General features: G+C 70.2%; 19 protein-coding genes. 7 read left to right on the top strand and 12 right to left on the bottom strand.

The genetic code is table 11. The features are described from left to right. Positions 1-4: 4 nt before the first annotated feature. From GA0070620_RS03135 to GA0070620_RS03125, 3 genes are all read right to left on the bottom strand, one after another. A complete protein-coding gene (locus tag GA0070620_RS03135) occupies positions 5-835 on the bottom strand; it encodes a carbohydrate ABC transporter permease (RefSeq protein WP_091588397.1) in 831 nt (276 codons plus the stop codon). Beyond that, positions 832-1,785, bottom strand: coding sequence for a carbohydrate ABC transporter permease (locus GA0070620_RS03130; RefSeq protein WP_091588395.1), 954 nt, complete (start codon positions 1,783-1,785; stop codon positions 832-834). Before GA0070620_RS03130 ends, GA0070620_RS03135 begins: the two co-directional genes overlap by 4 nt. 72 nt (positions 1,786-1,857) lie before the next feature. Further along, complete coding sequence (locus tag GA0070620_RS03125) at positions 1,858-3,105, bottom strand: ABC transporter substrate-binding protein (protein WP_091588393.1); 1,248 nt, start codon at positions 3,103-3,105, stop codon at positions 1,858-1,860. Between the two features lie 165 nt (positions 3,106-3,270). On the opposite strand from GA0070620_RS03125, the gene GA0070620_RS03120 reads away from it, so the two are divergent. Continuing rightward, on the top strand, positions 3,271-4,137 hold the full coding sequence (locus tag GA0070620_RS03120) for an IclR family transcriptional regulator (protein WP_172836372.1): 867 nt from the start codon (positions 3,271-3,273) through the stop codon (positions 4,135-4,137). A gap of 83 nt (positions 4,138-4,220) precedes the next feature. Here GA0070620_RS03120 and GA0070620_RS03115 read toward each other — a convergent pair whose 3' ends face one another. The 4 genes from GA0070620_RS03115 to GA0070620_RS03100 form a co-directional block, all read right to left on the bottom strand. After that, the gene (locus GA0070620_RS03115; protein WP_091597892.1) at positions 4,221-4,646 is read right to left on the bottom strand and encodes an SHOCT-like domain-containing protein; all 426 of its coding nucleotides are present in this window, start codon (positions 4,644-4,646) and stop codon (positions 4,221-4,223) included. 20 nt (positions 4,647-4,666) lie between these two features. Further along, positions 4,667-4,927 carry a hypothetical protein gene (locus tag GA0070620_RS03110; protein WP_091588387.1) on the bottom strand — a complete coding sequence of 87 codons (261 nt, stop codon included), beginning with the start codon at positions 4,925-4,927 and terminating at the stop codon, positions 4,667-4,669. Beyond that, the gene (locus GA0070620_RS03105; protein ID WP_091588384.1) at positions 4,924-5,286 is read right to left on the bottom strand and encodes a DUF2089 domain-containing protein; all 363 of its coding nucleotides are present in this window, start codon (positions 5,284-5,286) and stop codon (positions 4,924-4,926) included. The genes GA0070620_RS03110 and GA0070620_RS03105 overlap by 4 nt, the downstream gene beginning before the upstream one ends. A 258-nt stretch (positions 5,287-5,544) precedes the next feature. After that, complete coding sequence (locus GA0070620_RS03100) at positions 5,545-8,559, bottom strand: helix-turn-helix transcriptional regulator (protein ID WP_091588381.1); 3,015 nt, start codon at positions 8,557-8,559, stop codon at positions 5,545-5,547. Between the two features lie 333 nt (positions 8,560-8,892). Between GA0070620_RS03100 and wrbA the strand changes: the two genes are divergently transcribed. From wrbA to GA0070620_RS03085, 3 genes are read left to right on the top strand one after another with little or no spacing between them, the layout of a single operon-like run. Beyond that, the gene (gene wrbA, locus GA0070620_RS03095; protein WP_091588378.1) at positions 8,893-9,513 is read left to right on the top strand and encodes an NAD(P)H:quinone oxidoreductase; all 621 of its coding nucleotides are present in this window, start codon (positions 8,893-8,895) and stop codon (positions 9,511-9,513) included. A 30-nt stretch (positions 9,514-9,543) separates the two neighbouring features. Beyond that, positions 9,544-10,326: an SDR family NAD(P)-dependent oxidoreductase gene (locus tag GA0070620_RS03090; protein ID WP_197677532.1), complete on the top strand. Its 783-nt coding sequence runs from the start codon at positions 9,544-9,546 to the stop codon at positions 10,324-10,326. Between the two features lie 52 nt (positions 10,327-10,378). Continuing rightward, entirely contained in the window at positions 10,379-11,470 is a 1,092-nt protein-coding gene (locus GA0070620_RS03085) for a zinc-binding dehydrogenase (RefSeq protein ID WP_172836371.1), read from the top strand. An 81-nt stretch (positions 11,471-11,551) separates the two neighbouring features. On the opposite strand, the gene GA0070620_RS03080 is transcribed toward GA0070620_RS03085, so the two are convergent. Further along, the gene (locus GA0070620_RS03080) at positions 11,552-11,869 is read right to left on the bottom strand and encodes a hypothetical protein (protein ID WP_091588372.1); all 318 of its coding nucleotides are present in this window, start codon (positions 11,867-11,869) and stop codon (positions 11,552-11,554) included. Between the two features lie 248 nt (positions 11,870-12,117). Here GA0070620_RS03080 and GA0070620_RS03075 point away from each other — a divergent pair, with 248 nt between their 5' ends. Continuing rightward, on the top strand, positions 12,118-12,870 hold the full coding sequence (locus GA0070620_RS03075) for an SDR family NAD(P)-dependent oxidoreductase (protein ID WP_091588370.1): 753 nt from the start codon (positions 12,118-12,120) through the stop codon (positions 12,868-12,870). A gap of 72 nt (positions 12,871-12,942) precedes the next feature. On the opposite strand, the gene GA0070620_RS03070 is transcribed toward GA0070620_RS03075, so the two are convergent. Both GA0070620_RS03070 and GA0070620_RS03065 read right to left on the bottom strand, forming a co-directional pair. After that, positions 12,943-13,749 carry a LysR family transcriptional regulator gene (locus GA0070620_RS03070; protein ID WP_091588367.1) on the bottom strand — a complete coding sequence of 269 codons (807 nt, stop codon included), beginning with the start codon at positions 13,747-13,749 and terminating at the stop codon, positions 12,943-12,945. A 48-nt stretch (positions 13,750-13,797) separates the two neighbouring features. Beyond that, the gene (locus GA0070620_RS03065) at positions 13,798-14,157 is read right to left on the bottom strand and encodes a hypothetical protein (RefSeq protein ID WP_091588364.1); all 360 of its coding nucleotides are present in this window, start codon (positions 14,155-14,157) and stop codon (positions 13,798-13,800) included. A 307-nt stretch (positions 14,158-14,464) separates the two neighbouring features. Between GA0070620_RS03065 and GA0070620_RS03060 the strand changes: the two genes are divergently transcribed. Together GA0070620_RS03060 and GA0070620_RS03055 are read left to right on the top strand one after the other, a co-directional pair. Continuing rightward, the gene (locus GA0070620_RS03060; protein ID WP_091588361.1) at positions 14,465-15,178 is read left to right on the top strand and encodes a hypothetical protein; all 714 of its coding nucleotides are present in this window, start codon (positions 14,465-14,467) and stop codon (positions 15,176-15,178) included. 103 nt (positions 15,179-15,281) lie between these two features. Then, positions 15,282-15,971, top strand: coding sequence for a TMEM175 family protein (locus tag GA0070620_RS03055; RefSeq protein WP_091588358.1), 690 nt, complete (start codon positions 15,282-15,284; stop codon positions 15,969-15,971). Between the two features lie 16 nt (positions 15,972-15,987). Here the strand turns inward: GA0070620_RS03055 and GA0070620_RS03050 are convergent, their stop codons facing one another. Together GA0070620_RS03050 and GA0070620_RS03045 are read right to left on the bottom strand one after the other, a co-directional pair. Next, a complete protein-coding gene (locus GA0070620_RS03050) occupies positions 15,988-17,217 on the bottom strand; it encodes a zinc-dependent alcohol dehydrogenase (RefSeq protein WP_091588356.1) in 1,230 nt (409 codons plus the stop codon). A 101-nt stretch (positions 17,218-17,318) separates the two neighbouring features. Beyond that, a complete protein-coding gene (locus GA0070620_RS03045) occupies positions 17,319-19,448 on the bottom strand; it encodes an amylo-alpha-1,6-glucosidase (protein ID WP_091597889.1) in 2,130 nt (709 codons plus the stop codon). Positions 19,449-19,613 lie beyond the last annotated feature (165 nt).

Here is a 19,613-nt window from a genome sequence, read left to right as displayed (position 1 = left end):
CGGGTCAACCCTTCACCGCGCCGGCGGTCATGCCGGACACCACGTACTTCTGCGCCAACAGGTAGAAGGCGACGGCGGGCAGCGTGAACAGGAAGGCGACGGCCATCACCGTCTGGATCGGCGTGCCCAACTCGCCGATGAAGTTCGCGATGCCGACGGAGGCCGGTTGCAGCTCCGGATCGAAGATGAACGTCACCGCGAACACGTACTCGTTCCACGCGTGGAAGAAGGCGATGACCGCGGTCGCGGCGATCGACGGGGCGATGAGCGGCACGTTGATGCGGGTCAGGACGGTGAACGGCCGTCCGCCGTCGGCCCGCGCCGCCTCCTCCAACTCCCTCGGGATGCCGTCGATCGCGCCCTTGAGGATCAGCGCGACGATCGGCAGGACGAAGGCGGAGTTCACGAGGACGAGGCCGGTCAGCGAGTCGAGCAGGTCGAAGCGGCGGAACAGCGCGAACAGTGGCACGACCATGAGCGCCTCGGGGAGCATCTGCGTGAACAGCAGCACGACGGTCAACACGGCCTTGCCGCGGAACGAGAAGCGTGACAACGCGTAGCCGAGCGGGATGCCCAGGCCCACGGAGAGGACCATCGTGCCGACGGCGATCACCAGGCTGTTGAGCAGCCACCCGGCCGCCTTGCCCTCGGCCAGCGCCTCGACGAAGACGCCGAACCGACCGAGGTCCGGCGTGAGCCGGGGCTGCTCGGCGAACAGGTCACCGTTGCTGGACAGCGCCGTGACGAGCATCCAGTACAGCGGGAACACCGCGACACCCAGCACGACGAGCACGGCGACGATCCGCGCGGTGAGACCGAACCGGAAGCGCCTCATCGGACGTCCTCCTTCTCCGCGGCACGGGCGACCAGCCGGCTGCCGGTGATGACGATGAGCGAGATGACGACGCCGACCATGCCGATGGCCGCCGCCGATCCGAGTTCCTTCGAGTCGAACGCCTGCGAGTAGAGATCGATGACGAGCGTCTCGGTCGCGCCGACGGGTCCGCCCTTGGTCATGAGCCAGATGAGCTCGAACCGCCGCAGCGACCAGATCGTCATGAGCAGGGCCAGCAGTCCCACGGTCGGCTTGATGACCTGCCAGGTGACCGCGCGGAAGGCGTCCCACCGTCCCGCACCGTCCACGGTCGCGGCCTCGTTGAGCTCCTGCGGTACGGCCTGGAGCGCGGAGAGCAGCACCACCGAGGTGAAGGGGAACAGTTGCCAGATGGTCGTGGCGAGCACCGCCGGGAGCGCGTAGCGCGGGCTGTCCAGGATGGCCCCGCCCGGGACGCCGAGACCCACCGCGTCGAGGAACCGGTTCACGATGCCGTACTGCGCGTTGAGCATCCAGGTGGCGATGAGCGCGACCGCGATGCCGGGCGCGGCCCAGGGAACGGTGATGAGTGCCCGTGCCACGCCGCGGCCGCGGAAGCCGCGGTTGAGCAGGAGCGCGACGGCGAGCCCGCTGCCGACCGCCCCGACGACACACGCGATCACGTAGACGAAGGTGATCAGCAGGGTCCGGTGGAAGTCGGGGTCGCCGAAGATCCGGTTGAAGTTCTCCAGACCGACCCACTCGCTACGGGTGGGGTTGAGCAGCGTCGTTCGGGTGAAGCTGAGATAGACCTCCTGGGCGAGGGGCACCGCCTGGAAGACGAGGATGAACACTGCGGCGGGGGCGAGAAACAGGTACGGCGTCCACTTGCTGCCGAGCGGGCTGGGTCGCCGCCGCGCCCCAGGTCGGCGTGTTGTCTTCGGTGCTCCGGTCTGCTCGAGCACGGTCATCGGGTGATCCTTCTGGGGTAGGACGCTGCCGGCGCACGGACCGTCGCGCCGGCAACGTCGCCTTGACGAGCGTCAGCCGACCAGCTCGGTCGCCTGCTGCTGGGCGCGATCCAGGGCCGACTTGAGGTCGGTCTTGCCCTGCAGCGCCGCGATCACGTTCTGCACGACCACCTTGCGAATGTCCGGCGTCTTGGCTTCGAACCCCAGCACGATCTGCGGGAGGCTGCTCTCGGTGAGCTCGTCGAAGACGGTGAGGAACGGGGTCTCCTTGAGCGTCTCCGCGCTTCGCTGCGTGGTGGTGGCGACGCTGCTCGCGCCGAGGATCTCCTGGAGCTTGACCTGGTTCTGCGGCTCCAGCGCCCAACGGATGAAGGTGGCCGCCTCGTCCTTGGCCCGGCTCGACTCGTTGATCACGATCGGCGCGAGGATGGCGCCCTGCTTGCGCACCGGGAACGGGATCGGCGCGACGCTGAACTTCAGCTGCGGGTTCTGGCCGCGCGTCGCGGTCACGTACCCACCGTTGTTGAGCTCCATCCCGACCTTGCCCTCGGCGAACATGCGCCGGAACGTCGCCGCGTCGGCTCCGCGCGGGATCACGTTCGCGTCGTACAGATCCTTGTACGCCTGCAGGCCCTTGAGGTTCTCGGGCGAGTTGATGGTCAGCGTCTTGCCGTCGGACCACGCGCCGCCGAAGCCGTAGACGTAGTTGAAGATGTCCTGCCACACGCCGGCTTCCTCGGCCTCCGTCTGCCGGAACGCCAGCCCGTAGACGTCGCCCTTGGTCAGCGACTTGGCCGTGGAGACGAACTGCTCATAGGAGGTCGGCGGCGTCGGGATCAGGTCCGCGTTGTAGAACATCGCGTAGTTCGACGCCTCGAAGATGATGCCGTGCCGGACTCCATCGTGGACCATGAACTGGTCCGGCTGCTTGAGCAGGTCGTACTTGCTGACGTCGATCAGCTTGTCGAGCGGCGCGATGAGGCCGGCGTCGGAGGCGGCCTCGAACTCGGGCATGTCGAAGCGGACCAGGTCCGGTCCCTTGCCGCTGCCCATCTGGGTGAGCACCGTCTGGCCGAAGGTCGGGTAGGGCACCGCGGCGGCGGAGACCTGGACCTTGTCCTGGCTCTTGTTGAACTCGTCGAGCCAGGCCGTCAGTTTGGGACCGCGGCCGGGGTCGCCGAAGGTCGAGGCGGCGAAGGTCAGCTTGGTGACGCCGTCACCGGAACCGTCGTCCGAGCCGCATCCGGTAAGAAGAGCAGCGACCAGGCCGAGGGCACATGTCGCCCCGGTGATGCGGAGGCGGAGGGGCTTCTTGCTCATCGTTACTCCCCTGTAACAGGTCAGAGTCGTCGAGATGAAATTTGCAACGATCGTAGCGTCATATGCAACGGTGTCAAGTAGCGGTTGCGCCTGGGACGCACTACCATTGCAAATGATGCAATTTCCAGCGACGGTAGGGACCGCCGCACGAGGGGAGACATCGCCTTGTCGCAATCGATTCGCCGCGCGATCGACCTGATCCGTCGATCCGCGGAGCACCCGCTGTCGCTCACCGAGGCGGCGGACGTGCTGGGCGTCCACAAGTCCACCGCCCTGCGGATCCTGCAGACGCTCGAATCGGCACGCTTCGTTCGCCGGACCGGCGCCGGCACCTATGTGCTCGGCAGCGGCCTCATCGAACTGTCCGAACTCGCGCTCGGCTCGATGGACCTGCGCCAGTTCGCCGCCGCGCACCTACGGGCGCTGCAGCGCGAGACCGGCCACACCGTGCACCTGGCCCAGCTGACCGGTGACGAGATCATCTATATCGACAAGGTCGACAGCCAGGCGTTCGACGCCGTCAAGCTGCCGTCCCGGGTGGGGCGCGCGGTCTCGATCTACGCGAGCGCCGTCGGCAAGATCATCCTGGCGCACCTGCCCTCGGAGGAACGCGACCGGCTGCTCTCCCACGTCGTCTTCGAACGTTTCACCGACACCACGTACGCCGACCGCGAATCCCTCGAAGCCGAACTCATCCACATTCGCGAACAGGGCTGGGCCACCGACAACGGTGAACACGACGCGTACGTCATGTGCGTGGCCGCGCCGATCCGGGACTCACGCGGACGGGTCATCGCCGCGGCCTCGATCACCGCCATCGAGGTCATCGCCAGCCTCGACGAGCTGAAGAGCAACCTTCCGCTCCTGCTCGACACCGCGAACCAGATCTCACGCGAGCTCGGCTTCACGCCCCCGTCGTCCGGCGAGCCGGACGGTCCCGACGACCGACCGCCGGCGGCCGCCGGCCGGGTCGCGTCTCGGGACGCGTTCCCCGTCGCGCGGCGACCGGCGGGCGACGAGGTCGGCGCGTAACGCGCGGGACCGCGACGACGTCGCACACGACCTGCTCGCCCGGCCGCCCGACCTCGTAGCTCCGGGCGGCCGTCGGAGCGGTCCTACTCGCAGAACACCCGCACCTTGCTGTCGGGCTCCTCGACGTCGATGGTGACGTCGTCGAGATGCTCGATGAGCTCCTCGATGTCCTGCGGCTTAAGCTGGGTGAGGTCGATCGGCATCCCGGACCTGCTCAGTTCCGCGTTCGCCCTGGTGAGCGCCTCCGGTGGGACGAGGCTGGCGAGCCGGACCCCGGCGCGCAGCAGTTGCAGTGGTACCCGGACGTTGACCCGGCTCGGCCCATCGAAGTCGTCCGTCGAGTTGACCAGCACGCGCAGGTACCTCGGCCGGGCCTTCGGGCCGGACGTGCCCCCCAGGGACGGGTCGGGGACGTCCCGCTCGAGAGCGTCGATCAACCTCTCCGCCTCGTCCGCGGTGATCCTGCCGTCGGCCAGCATCTCCAGGACCCGGCGGCGCTGCTCGTTCACGGTGGCGTCTCCCCTCTGAATCATCTGACGCTTACCAGCACGGCCGCACGGCCCTGCTCGATCTCGACCCGGGTGCCGGGCAACGCCCACAACAACCGTCCAACTCCGCGCAGCGCCCCCATCGGGCTCACGTGAGTGGCGAGGCACGCGACCAGCCCGCCGAGCACGGCGATCAGCAGCAGCGGCGACAGCACCAGCAGCACCGGCAGAACGGGGACGTGCAGCCGCATCGACCGGCCGTCGGACCGGCGACGTCGTACGGTCACCAACTGCGGCATCATCGGGACCGCTCCAGCTCGGCCAGCGCCTGCTGGACGCTGATCTCCCCCCGCTGCAGACGGTCGAGGACGTCGGCGCCGCCGGGCGCCGGGTCGGTGTCGACGAAGTCCAGACGCTCGGCAATCCGGTTCAGTCGGGACTTGACCGTCGGGTAACTCACCCCGAAGATCCGCTCCATCTCCTTGATCGAGCCGTGCGCGCGGACGAACGCGGCGACGAACACCTGGTCGTCGGCGCTGAGCCGGGCCAGCTGAGGCGGCTCGAACTGACCCTCGACGGCGATGCCGCTGCCGGTGAGACGGACCCGCTCGACCACGAACGGCTGCCCGCGCGTCAGGTCCGTCAGCTCCTGCCAGTCCACCGTGGGCTCCGCATTCGTTCGGTTCGCTCGCGCTTCAGGAGAAATATTAAGTTTTACAAGGCACAGATGCAAGATTCTTGATTTTAGCGATTTGATCTTGAAAATCAGTGCGGCCGAGCTGGTTCACCCGAGCTCTCAAGGTCGCCGTCGCAGGGCCGGGAACGTGAGGTCACCGCGGCCAGCCCCACCGCCTGCTGCGGGCAGCGGGCGGCCCACGGGCGGGTCCCGCGCCGGGACACGACCCGGTCCGGCCCTTCGTCAGTCCGAGACCGGCAGGCCGCGACGGTGCGCGATGGCGGCGGCCTCGGTGCGGCTGGAAGCCCCCAGTTTCGCCAGGATGTTGGAGACGTGATTGCTGGTCGTCTTCAGCGAGATGTGCAACTCCTGGGAGATGCCGCGGTTGCTGCACCCCCGGGCTACCAGTCGCAGCACCTCGGTCTCGCGCGGGGTTAGCCCCAGATCGCCGTCCGGCGGCCTTGGAGGCGACGGCGCCGGAGACGTGGCGGCCACCGCGACCGGTGCCGCGGATTCGCCGGTCAGCGCAGCGATGTCGGCAAGGACCAGGTTCGCGCCGAGCGAGCTCGCGATGTCGTACGCCCGCGCGAACCGCTCGACCGCCGCGTCCCGTGTCTCCTCGCTCCGCAGCAGGGCTCTACCCTCCCCGACGAGTGACACCGCGAGCTCGTAGGGGCGGCCCAGGGTTGCGAAGGCCGCGCCCGCGGATGCCCACCGCTGCGGGTCGTCCGCGTCCTCCGCCCGGCTCAGCTCGGCGCCCAACAACTTCTCGAACGCTCGGGAGACCGGAAACACGACGTTGAGTTCAGCGGCGGCCTGCCGCACGGCCGCCAGCACCTTCGCCGAGCGCACGTCCGGACCGGAGGACGAGGATGCCTCCGCCTCCATCCAGGCGGCGACGCAGAGCATCGGCAGCGCCTGCCGGACCGGCCACCTGGTCAGACCCTCGGCGTCGGCGCGCAGGAACTCCTCTCGCGCGGCGTCGACGCGGCCCCGCCGCGCGTCGATCGCGATGCGGTAGAGGCTGAGGGCGCTCAGGAACTGCGGCTCGACATCCCGGGCGCCCAGCAGGTCGCGGGCGATGGCGGCCTGCCCGGCAGCGCGCTCGGCGTCACCCCGGACCAGCGTGGCGTACGCGCGGCGCGCGGCCACCGCCCCACGGGTGCGGTGGGAACGGGCCGTCGCCGCCGCACGGTCGAGCTCCGCGTCCGATTCCGACCACTGGCCCGTCGCGAACAGGGACACCGAGAGGGTGACGTGTAGCCATGCCTCGATGTCGGCCATGTCGAGCGCCCGACACACCGCGATGCCGTGCCGGGCGGCGGTGATCGCGTCGTCGGTCCTGCCCATTCCCTCAAGCACCCACGGCAGATACTGGTTCACCCGCCCGATGATCTCGGCCATGCCGAGCGCCTCGGCGCGCTGGCGCACCTCGTAGAGCTCGGCGACGCCAGCGCCGACCGGGTCGGACTCGGCGCTGAGCAGAGCTCGGGTGAGCCGGGCACGCAGTCGCGTCTCGTTGGTGCCGACGCCGTTCGCGCAGACCACGGCCCGCTCGGCGATCGCGAGGCTCTCCGGGCCCGGTCGGTGTTGGGCGCTCCAGTCCGCCATGTATGACAGAAGGTCGGCGTGCACAGACGACGACGGCAGGCCACGAAGAAGGTCCTCCGCCGTGCGCAGCTCGTTCCACCCGTCGCCCAGGTTGAGGTCCTGCACGAGTTGCGATCGCCGGACCCAGAACCACGCGGCCCGCAGGGGTGGTGGCCCGTGCTCGGCCGACATCGACTCCAACGCGTCGCGGTTCAGCTGCAGCGCCCGATCGAGGCTTCCACTGCACCAGGCGGCGCCGACGGCGATGGCGAGCAGGTCCAGGCGGTCCGGCCCCGTGCTGACCGCCGTACGCCCCTCGTCCGGGTATCCGTCCGGCAGCCGCAGCGTGGGTAGGCTCGTACGCACGTCTTCGGGCACCCGATCCCACAGCTCCAGCGCGCGTTCGAGCATCCGCTGCTGCTCGGCGGGCGCGTAGCGGTGGCCCGCCGCGTCGGCTGCGGCAACGCTCATCCGCAGTGCCTTCACGTCGTCCTGTGCCGCATACCAGTGCTGGGCGAGGTGTCCGGTGAGTTCGTCGGCCGGCACCAGCGAGGCGTCGGCCTCCAAGGCCTCCGCGTAGCGCCGGTTGATCCGCGCCCGCTCGCCCGGCACCAGGCTATCGCTGATGGCCTCGCGCACGAGGGAGTGGCGGAACCGATACCGTGTACCGTCTGGTTCCGCCACGAGGACCTGCGTCAGCGTGATCGCCCGCAGGCCGTCGATCAACTCGTCCTCCGGCAGGCCGGCCACGGCCCGCAGCAGCGGGTAGCTGATCACCAGGCCGCTCTGCGACGCCACCCGGGCGATCCGCTGGCTCGTCTCCGGCAGTGTCTCCAGCCGCGCCAGGAGCACGTCACGCAGGTCGTCCAGCCCCACGCCCGAGCGCTCGCGGTGCACACGGGCGAGCTCCTCCACGAAGAAGGCGTTCCCGTCCGACCGTAGGAAGATCTCGTTGAGCACGGTCGGCTCCGGCGGGCCGCCGAGGAGCCCGTCGAGCTGCTTGGCCACCTCCACCCGGCCGAACCTGCCCACGTTGACTCGGCGCACCCACCGCAGCCGATCCATCTCGGCCAGGAACGGGCGCAGTGGGTGCGTCCGGTGAACCTCGTCGGAGCGGTAGGTGGCGATGATCAGGAGCTGACCAGCCCGTGGGGTGCGAAACAGGTACTCCAACAGGTGCCGGGTTGAGGCGTCGGCCCAGTGCAGATCCTCGATGATCACCACGAGCAGTCGACGGGACGCGAGCCGTTCCAGGATCCGCGCGATGAGTTCGAACAGGCGCGGTGCGTCGTCCTCCCGGCGATCGAACGCGCCCTCGGGCACCTCCAGGTCCGGCACGATGCGGGCCAGCAGTCCCTCCCGGCCGCGGCTCGCGGCACCCACATCGTCGGGCATGCGCCGCCACAACGAGCGCAGGACCGCGGTGAACGGCACGAAGGGGAACCCGTCTCCGCCCACCTCGACACAGTGCCCGAGCGCGGCCACCGCCCGCTCCGGGTCCAGGTTTCGGACGAACTCGTCGACGAGACGGGTCTTGCCGACGCCCGCCTCACCCCGGACGAGGACGGCCTGACTCTCGCCCTTCTCGGCGGCCTCCGCCGCCTGCGTCAACTGCGCCAGTTCGGTTGCCCGACCCACGAAAACGGAGCCGCCCAGGGCGCTTTCCACGAGGCAAGGATGACACAGCCCTCGGCCGCGCCGTCCAGGAACGGTGTCCCGGGCAGCCTTCCCCGTTCCCGCCCGGTGTGGTCGGCACCGGTCGGGCGGCCCCGTCTGGGGAGTAACTCCCGGTCGCGCCGCCGCTGCCCGAAGAGGTGGGGTGCCGGCCGTCACGTCCCCCTGGGCATTCCTCCCGATGTCGATGGCTCGGCCGCTGGCGACGATCGATCCGGCGCTCGGGTCCGGCCCGCCCCCGGCGGGCAAGCCGGCGCGGCACACGCCTTTCACCCCGACGTCCGGGTTGTGGGCCCGGGCATTTGACCATTCGAAGGAGGAATCCCCTTGTCTGACGACGTCAACATCGCCGTCATCTACTACTCCGCCACCGGCACGGTGCACCAACTCGCCGAGGCCGTCGCCGCTGGCGCGTCCGAGGCGGGGGCGACGGTGCGGCTCCTGCGCGTGGCCGAACTGGCACCCAAGGAGGTTGTCGCGAGCAGCGAGCCGTGGGCTGCCCACGCAGCGGCGACCGAACACGTCCCGGTGGCCACGCCGGAGGACGTCCGGTGGGCCGACGCCGTCGCCTTCGGCTCCCCCACCCGGTTCGGCAACGTCACCAGCCAGCTCAAGCAGTTCCTGGACACGCTCGGCGGGCTGTGGGCCAGGGGTGACCTCGTCGACAAGGTGTACAGCGGGTTTACCTCGACGTCCCAACTGCACGGCGGTCAGGAGTCCACCCTGTTGGCGCTCTACAACTCCGTGTACCACTTCGGCGGGATCGTGGTCCCTCCGGGCTTCGCCGATCCCATCAAGTTCGTCGACGGCAACCCTTACGGCACCTCACACGTGGTAGGCGGAAAGGGCGAGATTCCGGTCGACGAGACGGCCCTGGCCGCGGGCGTGTTCCAGGGCAAACGGGTCGCGACCGTCACCAAGGCTTTGAAGGCGGGCCGGCGCGCCTAGCGATCGGCTGCGGTCGCACACAGCACGAACATGACATACGACATCGACAAGGAGTTAAGCGAAATGACCAGTTTTCAGACGCATGAAGGCCGAGTCGCCGTCGTCACCGGCGCCGGGCGTGGTATCGGTCAGGCCATCGCCCGGCAGCTCGGCGAGCGCGGCGCCACCGTCGTCGCCGTCGACCTCCGCGCGCCGGAGGAGACGGTGGCGCTGGTAACCGAGAACGGCGGCACCGCTGTCGGCCTCACCGCTGACGTTTCCAGCCAGGAGCAGACGGCAGCGGTGGGTGCCGAGGTCGCGCGCCGGTTCGGGCGGGCGGACATCCTGGTCAACAACGCCGGGATCTTCCCGTTCCAGGACATCGCCGAGCTGGAGTACGAGGCGTGGCGGCGGGTCCTCGCGGTCAACCTCGACTCGCAGTTCTTCATGGTCAAGGCGCTTCTGTCAGGAATGAAGGAGCGCGGCTGGGGTCGGATTGTGAACCTCACGTCCAACTCGATCATCTCCGCGGCTCCCGGTCTGACGCACTACATGGCGAGCAAGATGGGGATCATCGGGTTCACCCGCGGCCTGGCCAACGATCTCGCCCCGTTCGGCATCACCGTCAACGCGGTTGGACCCAGCCTGACCCGCACGCCGGGTGTGCTGCAGGAGCGCACGACGGACGACATCGAGCAGGTCGCTCAACTCCAGGCGATCAAGCGCATCGCCGAACCCGAGGATGTCGTCGGCACCATCCTGTACCTCACCAGCGACGACGCCACCTTCGTCACCGGCCAGACGATCATGGCCGACGGCGGGTACGCCCGCTGACCCTCCGCGCCCTCCCGCGGCTCCTGACGAACCACAGAAAGAAGAACAAAACGTGCGTAACGTCAAGCGCGCTGTGCTGGTGAAGCCGGGGTCGCCCCTGGAGATCTGGGAGCGCCCCACCCCGTCCGCATCCCACGGCGACGTCATCGTGTCGGTGCAGATGTCCGGGGTCTGTGGCACCGACCACCACCTGCAGTCCGGGGACATCACCCTGCCCAACCCGATGGTCCTGGGGCACGAGGCCATCGGCCGCATCGAGGAACTCGGCTCGGACGTCACTACCGACAGCATCGGCGAGCCGGTCGCCGTGGGCGACGTGATCTACTGGCAGCCGGCGCAGCCGTGCTACCGCTGCTACGCCTGCACTGTCCTGGAAGACGTGTCCATGTGCCCCAACCTGGTCACCTTCCAGCTGCATCAGCACGCGGACGAACCGCCGGTGGGGACCTACGCCGAGTACGCCTGGCTGCCGGAGCGGACCGCGTTCTTCAAGGTTCCGGCGGACGTGCCGCACGAGGCGCTGATCGCGTTCGGGTGCGCCATGCCCACCGCGCTGCACGCAATCAACCGCGCCGGCGGTATCGGGTACGGGCAGCACGTCGTGGTGCAGGGTTCCGGACCGGTCGGCCTCGCCGCGACGCTTCTGGCCCATCTCGCCGGCGCGGGCACCGTGACGGTCCTCGGCGCGCCGCCGAACCGCCTCGAGATGGCCGGCAAGTTGGGCGCCACCACCACGATCGACGTCACGAGCACCAGCGAGCAGGAGCGGGCCGCCGCGGTCAAGGAGATCACCAACGGCCGCGGCGCGGACCTCATCATCGAGGCCGCCGGCCGGGTGCCCGCGTTCACCGAGGGTTTGCCGCTCGTGGCGCCCGACGGGACGTACGTCATCCTCGGCCTGTGGTCCGCACCCGGCACGTCGCCGGTCGAGCCGCGCTACCTCAACAACCACAACATCAGGGTCATCGGCTCGGCCTACACCACGCCTCGTCACATGTACCAGACGATCCAGGTCACCCGGACGGCCCATCGGCGTTTCCCGCTCGCCGAGATGGTCACGCACCGCTTCTCGCTGGACCAGGCGCAGGACGCCATCGACGCGGTCGGCCGCGGCGAGCCGCTCAAGGCCGTGATCGTGCCGTAGCTGTTGACCGTGCGGGGCCGCACCCACGGGTGCGGCCCCGCGGGCGTGTATCGGCCGCCCGCATCACGGTCCAGCGACCCGCTAATAGACGTCCTCGTGGCCCTGCCGCCAGCGCTCGGCGTTGTAGACGGCGCCGTCACGGAAGAACCACACGAACAACCCGCTGCCGCCGCAGAGCGCCGCCCCGACGAGCGCCACCCAGTCGCGTTCCACGACCGCCGATACCCCGAACCCCGCCGTGAACACCGCCGCAGCCAGCAGGCTCGGCTCGGGTCGCCGCAGCCAGTACCCGACCCAGCCGCCGCGCCGACGAAGACCACGCGGCGGTGTCTCCGTGGTCTTGACCAGCGGCGCACGAACCGAGCGGCGTTGCCGTCTCCGCTGCCGCCTGCCCGCCACCCGTCGACCGTACAACGCGTCGAACTCCGGTCACGCCGGTCGACCTCCGCCTGCCACTGCCCGACATCCGACCACGTCGGCACTCGAAGGCTGAAGACCGGCAGAGTCGGCGCCGCACCACGGCCAATACCTCCCGGGTATCGGTCCTTGCTGAATTGATCATTGTTGTCGCAGCTCGCGCGAGGTGCAGTGGTGAGCGGGCGATCACGAGACCGCCCATCACCAGAGCGAATCATGGGAGATCGAAAATGGGTCAGCTCGACGGCAAGGTCGCGGTGGTGACCGGCGCCAGCACGGGCATCGGGTTCGCCAGCGCGCAGCGCTTCGCCGAGGAGGGTGCGTATGTCTATCTCACCGGCCGGCGGAAGCCGGAACTCGACGAGGCGGTGGCGCGCATCGGCGCGGCCCGCGCCAGCGGGGTGCCGGGTGACGTGACGAACCTGGCCGACCTCGACCAGCTCTTCGCCACGATCGACGGCGACGGGCGGCGGATCGACGTCCTCTTCGCCAATGCTGGCGGAACCTCCATGTTGCCGCTGTCCCTGGCGACGGAGGAGGACTACGAGCAGGTCACCCGCATCAACCTGCGCAGCGCGCTGTTCACCGTGCAGAAGGCCCTGCCCCTGCTCAACGACCAGGCGTCGGTCATCCTCTGCTCGTCCACCGTGGCGAGCCGGGGGGCCGAGGGCGTCGGCCTCTACGCGGCGGCCAAGGCCGGGGTCCGGTCGTTGGCCCGCAGCTGGGCCAACGAGCTCCGGGGGCGGGGTATCCGGGTCAATGCCCTCGCGCCGGGCGTGACGGAGACGCAGTTGGTGCGGGGCAACGCTCCGTCCGGCACCAGCGCGGACGAGTTCATCGCGATGCTGGGCGCGGCGGCGCCGCTGGGACGCATCGCCGACCCGGCCGAGCAGGCCGCGGCGGCGCTCTTCCTCGCCTCGGACCAGAGCAGCTACATCACCGGTTTCGAACTGCTCGTGGACGGCGGCGTCAACCAGATCTGACCGCCAACCGCGGGCCGGTCACGGCGCCGCGACGGGCCGGGTCGGCGCCGCACGCGCCGACCCGGTTTCGCGTCAGCCGCGGGCCGCCACCGCGACCGCGACGTGGACGAACTGGTCGCGCGCTGCCGACGGGGCGGCCGCCGGCCAGGCCAGGACGATCTGCCTGGCGGGCACGTCGCGCACCGGAACGGCGACGACGGACGAGCCGAGCCGGCCGGTCGCGCTCGCCCCGGACAGGACCACGAGTTCGCCGAGCGCGACCCGGTCGAGGAGTTCGTCGAGGCCCACCGGTGGCACCTGCTCCCGGAATCGGTCGTCGCGCCGCAGGTCGTCGACGGTCAGGCTGTCCCGCTCGGCGAGCGGATGTCCGGCCGCGAGGAGCGCGACCGGGGTCTCGTCGAGAAGGTCGACGGTGTCCAGCCCGCCGAGATCATCACTGCTGCACATGAAGGCCGCGTCGGCGGTGCCGTCGCGCACGGCCGCGCCCTGGTCGGTGGTGAAGAGCACCTCCACCGGCACCGGATCCGGGCCGTTCCGGTACGCCTCCAACGTCTCGGCGAGCAGACCCACACCGGTACCGGCCGGCGCGGCGAGCACCAGCCGACGCGGCCGGGCCGCCTGCTGCGTGCGGCGAATCCCGGCGTCGAGGGCGGCGAGGACCTTGCCGCTCTCCCGCAGGAACACCTCACCGGCACCGGTGAGGTCGACCCGGCGACTGGTCCGGTCGAAGAGCCGGATCCCCAGCCGGCGCTCCAGCCTGCTGATCGCCCGGGACAGCGGCGGCTGCGCCATGCCCAACTGCTGGGCCGCGCGCCCGAAGTGCCGCTGCTCGGCGACCGCGACGAAGTAGACGAGGTCCCGCACCTCCGGTCGATCCATACCCCGACGGTACCAATCATGGGTCCGGCGAGTCGCCGTCGCCGGGACCTACCGCAGCCATCGCAGTGCGGCGTCCGCGGCGTCCTCCGGGCTGCTGTTGAAGGCGATCGCCGCCCCGGGCGCGTGCTGCCGGACGAGGTTGACCACCCTCTCGAAGAGTTCGAGCAGGGGCTCGTGCTTGCGGATGCCACCCCCGACCACCACACACGCGTAGTCCCGCCGGACCAGTGCTTCGGTGATCGCCTCCTCCGGGTGGTCGTCGGGTGCCACCAGGCAGAGGTCGGCGTCGACGTCATGAACGCCGAAGCGGGCCTGGCCCCGGGCGATCGCCGCGACGACCGGCTGCGGGTCCCATCCGGGGATCCTGACCGGATCCAGACCGATCACCAGCACCGGCCCCCGTGCCATGCGCCCTCCCCGTCCGGCAAGGATTCGGCCCCGGCACGCGATGCGCCGGGGAACCCCGTCCCCGGCGCACGTTAGGGTGCGCGGACCGCGATGTCCACGATGCTGCCACAGGGATCACCACAAACGCGGGATCCCGCCCTGCGCTGTCGAGGTCGACCGCTCTCGCCGCGGTCACTCCGCACGATCCGATCGCCCGCACCGGGCGCGGGCGGGCGCGGGTTTCTCGGGCGACCCCGTCACCGTACGGGTGCGGGCCGACGCATTAGCATTGCCGCGGTCCGGGACGGCTCTGCTGAAACGAGGCGACATGCATTGGCTGCGGCAGCTGCTGGGTGGCGGGCGGGTCCAGCTCGATCCCGGGCGGCAGCAGGCGTTGCTGCACGACGCCCAGTCCCGGTACGGCGCCGGCGCGCAGATCCGCTTCCCCCAGCAGGTCGAGGCCGTCACCCGGATGCTGGACGGTGACGACGGGCTGGTGGTGGCCGCCCGGATCGTCACCCAGGTCGCCGACGAGGCGTACGCGGACCTGCGGGCCCAGGCCCACGACATCCACCGGCGGACGGGCCGACGGCTCGTGGTGAACCGCCGCAACTACCGGCCGCTGTGGAAGGAGGCCGGTCACGCGCTGCGGTGGCCGCTGTTCGCGCTCCCGTCCAACCTCCACCCGTACGCCCAGGTGGCCGCCGCCGTCGCGGTGGTCGGCGAGGGCGCCCGACGGCTCGACCGGGTGACCGACCCGATCCCGCTGGTGACCTGCGTGTTCGAGCTGCTCGACCTCATCACGGCCGGCTGGGAGTACGGCCGGGTGCGGGTGGACACCGACGGCGCCGCCCTGGTCGACCGGCTGACGGTGAGCGCGGGACAGATCCTCGCGGTCATGGACGACCCGCCGCGGCTGCCACCGGCGGTCCGTGAGCTGATGCGCCGTAACAACACCCTCGACGTGCACGACCCGGCCAGCCCACGGGCGGTGGGTGGGTTCAACCCGGGCGCGACGATGCGGGAGCGTCTCCTGGTGTGACGGACCGGCCGGCCCGGAGCGCGAGGGCCGGTGGGAGCCCGGTGCTCCGAGTGTCGGGTGCGCAATTCGGTCATTCCGGGACGACGACTGTTAGCCTGCGGCAATGTCCGAGGCTCCGGAAGAGGTCCCGCCTGCCGGACCCGGCCACACGGTGGCCGACACCGGACGACTGGCGGCGTTCAGCGACGCTGTCTTCGCCATCGTCATCACCCTGCTGGTGCTGGAGCTGCGGGTGCCCGACTTCCACGAGGGCGAGCTGGCGGGGTCGATCCTCGAGGAGACACCGGCCTTCTTCGCCTTCGTCGTGTCGTTCGTCTACATCGGCGTCCTCTGGCTGAACCATCACGCGGTGCTTCGGCTGGTCCGCGGCACCACTCTCGGGCTCAACTGGATCAATCTCGGCATCCTCTTCGGTGTGGTGGTCATACCCTTCCCGACGGCGGTCCTCGCGTCGGCGCTCGACGACGGGAACGCCGACGACCTGCGGGTGGCCGTCGTGATGTACTCGGTCGCGGCAGCCCTGATGTCGGCGCCCTGGTTGCTGTTCTTCGCCTACCTACGCCGCCACCCGACGGTGCTCGGCAGCCACGTGGGCCGCGACGAGGTGCGCCGGCAGGAGGCCCGACCGATCACGGGTCTCGTCCTCTACGGGTTGACCGGCCTGCTCGGCTGGATCGTGAACCCCATGCTCGGGCTCGCCGGCATCGTCGTGATGATCATCTACCACGGGCTCACCAGCGAGGGCGTCCGCGCCGGGTTGTTCCGTGGGGGGCGTGGCGGTCGCCGAGGCTGACCGGTTCTCCGGACGGTCAGGCGGGCTGGAGTGCGCTCTCGGTCTGCAGGGCGACCTTGAGCCAGCCGGGGCTGCGGAGGTCGAATTCGCGGTAGGCGGCCAGGGCGTCGCGGAGCGGCTCGTGTTGGGTCAGGACGGTCTCCGGGTCGACCTGGCCGGATTCGACCATGGCCAGCAGCCGGGGTATGTACCGAGGGTGATTGCCGTTGCCGGCCTTCACGGTGAGGTTGCGGGCGAGCACGGTGCCGATCGGGAAGAACCGGTCCGTCATCGGGTAGACACCGACGACGCCGAGGGTCCCCATCTTGGCCAGACTCTCGACGGCCCAGGACTGGGCTTGGCTGGGCGCGTCCCCGGGCTTCCAGTGCCCGTCCTGCGCGGCGGTCTCGGGCGCGATCTGGGCCAGCTCCTCGCGGTGCCGGGGGTCCGCCCGGCGGGCCGCTCCGGACGCGGGGCCGGACTTGGCGCTCTCCGAGTCCACCCCCACGGCGTCGATGGCACAGTCCACACCGATGCCGCGGGTCAACTCCATGATCGCCTCGACCGGATCGGCCTCGTTGAAGTTGATCACCTCGGCGCCGGCGGCTCGGGCGTGGTCGAGCCGGTCGGGGTGTCCGTCCACGGCGATCACCCGGGCGGCACCCCGCTGGAACGCCGAGCGGACGGCGAACTGCCCCACCGGTCCGCAGCCCCAGACCGCCGCGACCTTGCCGTCGGAGACGTCGGCGATGACCGCGCCGAAGTACCCGGTGGGGTAGATGTCCGACAACGTGATCGCCTGCGCGTCGGAGACCGAGTCCGGCAGCCGGAACAGGTTGGTGTGCGCGAACGGCACCCGCGCGTACTCGGCCTGCAACCCGTTGAAGGGGCCCTGCTGCTCCGGGGAGCCGAACGATCCCGTTCCGGATCGGGGACCGTAGGGGTTGACGTTGTCGCACTGGGCGAAGTGGCCTTGCCGGCAGAAACCGCAGGATCCGCAGCCCAGCACCGCAGAGATCAGCACCCGGTCGCCCGGCCTGAGGTTGCGGACCTGGGAACCGACCTCTTCCACCGTGCCGACCCCCTCGTGCCCGAGGATCCTGCCGGGCTTCATCCCCGGCACCGTGCCCCGGATGAAGTGCAGGTCGGTGCCGCAGATCGCGGCGGTGCTGATGCGTACGACGGCGTCGGTCGGCTGCTCGATCACCGGATCGGCAACGGTGTCCAGCCGGATGTCCCCCAAGCCGTGAAAGACCACTGCCCTCATCGCACAATCTCCCCTCCGATCGTGCGGACGTCACCGGTGGACCGCACCGGCGCACGATTCGCGCCGGTCTACCCGCGGCGACCACCGTGAAACGTCGACGGCTAGGGGCGCGAGCCGCCGGCCTCGACCGTGTGGCGCTGACCGCGCGCGGTGATGCCGCTCAACCGGATGTGGCCGAGCGCCTCGGGAACGTGCGGGTCGGCGGCGAGGCTGCCGTTGCTGACGTCGAGCCCGAGCATCGTGCGCAGGAACAGCAGCGGCGCTCCACTGGCCCAGGCCTGCGGGTTGCAGGCGGTGGGGTACGGCACGGGACGCCGGCCCAGCGAGCGGTCGTAGCCGGACAACGCCTCGGGCAGGCGGTACTCGAAGTGGGCCGCCGCCTCCAGCATCGCCATCGCGACCCGGTTGGCCTCCTCGTGGTAGCCGTACCGCGCGAGCCCGGCGGCGATGATGGAGTTGTCGTGCGGCCAGACCGTCCCCAGGTGGTAGCCGATGGGGTTGTAGCCCACGTCCTCACGGGACAGGGTCCGGATCCCCCAGCCGGAGAACATCGCGTCGGACACCAGGTGCCGTGCCACCTGGGTGGCCCGGTCGGGTGGGACGATCCCGCTCCACAGCAGGTGGCCCATGTTCGAGGTCATCGAGTCGATGGGCCGTTTGTCGGCGTCGAGCCCGACCGCGTAGTAGCCGCCGCGCCCGGGCAGCCAGAAGTCGCGGTTGAACCGGTCGCGCAGGTCGGCGGCGTCGGCACGTAGCCGCCGGGCTAGCGCGCCGTCGGCCCAGGGCCCGTCCGCGAGCTCCGCGGCGCGGACCTTCGCGTCGTACGTGTAGCCCTGGATCTCGCAGGTGGCGATCGGCAGTGCCGGCAGGCTGCTGTCGGCGAACTGCACGCCGTCCGGCGAGTCCCGCCAGCACTGGTTGCGCATGCCCTCGGGAGAATGGGTGGCGTACTCGACGTAACCGTCACCGTCGCGGTCGCCGAACTCGTCGATCCACCGCAGCGCCGCGTCGGCGTGCGGACGCAGCCGCTGGACCAGGTCGTCGTCGCCCGTCCACCGCCAGTACTCGGAGAGCAGGACGAGCCAGAGTTGGGTGGTGTCGGCCGCGCCGAAGCAGGGCCCGTAGGGCACGACGCCGAGCTGTGTCAGCTCACCAGACCGGTACTCGTGGAGGATCTTCCCGGGCTCCTCGTCGCTGAAGTGGTCGACCCGGGTGCCCTGGTGCTTGGCGAGGGTGAGGAGCGCGCCCCGGGCGACGTCCGGCCCGCAGGTAATGCTCTGGTAGGCGGTTATCAGCGTGTCGCGACCGAAGATGGTCAGGAACCAGGGCATGCCGGCGGCCAGCAGGACGACCCGCTCGCCCCGGATCTCCTTGACGATCCGCATCGACACCAGGTCGACGGCCGACTTGTGGTAGACCCGCGACAGCAGCTCCGACTCGGCGCTGAGGTACGGCTTGTTGGCCCGCCACCGCCACGCCGCGTCGTCCTCGCCCGGGTCGTGTTCCTCGCCGAAGGTGCGGCTGACCGGCCGGTAGTCCTCGCCCTGGCAGTTCAGCAGCACCCGCAGGTCACAACTCCAGGTCTCGCCTCGTCCCAGGTGCAGGTCCCAGACCAGCGAGTCCCCCTCGACGCGGTCGGCTCTCGGCTCGGGCACCACTGTCGTGACCGCCGACCAGTGCGAGTTCCGGTAGGAGAAACGCAGGGCGGAGCCGTCCGCCCGGTGCGCGCGCTCGATGTCGGGCATCCTGCTGCGGCCCGCTCGCTTGATCTCGAACAGGTCGGCGAAGTCCGCGCCGACGGTCAACCGCAGGCGTACGGACACCGGCTCGACGCCGAAGTACTCCACCTCGACCCGCTCGCACATCCCGTCCCCGACGAACCGCTCCCGACGTACGCCGACGCGGTTCGCCGCGAGGCCGTCGGTCTCCGCGTTCGCGAGGAAGAACGCGGCGGAGTACGCGTCGACGGCGCTCGCGCTGAGCACCAGCGGAGCCGAGCCCTCGATGGTCAGCTCCCACCTGCTGAGGTAGCGGGTGTCGTCGTGCACGAGGCCACCGATGGAGTCCGTCAGCACGTCACCGGCCGCGTTGGACAACATGAAGGTGCGGCCCTCGAAGACGCCGACCGCGTCCGAGCCCAACTCCGGCGGCATCTCCCGGTTGGCTCCGGGGGTGGTCGTGTCGGACTGTGTGCCCGACCGGGTGCCGGACGGTGTCGAGCGAGATTGCATGGCGTCCACTTCCCTCCCCGTCGGCGATGGAACGCCCGCCGCGCACGCTCGCAGTCTAGGACTCGGCGAACGAGGTGGACGGCGATATGAACGCGCCTCCCGGGTGGCCCGTTTCGGCGGTTTGTCGCCGCTCCACGTCGTTTCCGTTCCGCTGGTCGGGAACGT

Source organism: Micromonospora krabiensis, from assembly GCF_900091425.1.
GTDB classification, from domain to species: domain Bacteria; phylum Actinomycetota; class Actinomycetes; order Mycobacteriales; family Micromonosporaceae; genus Micromonospora; species Micromonospora krabiensis.
The sequence above is the reverse complement of the archived record's forward strand: the minus strand, read 5'-3'. Positions and strand labels throughout refer to the sequence as shown.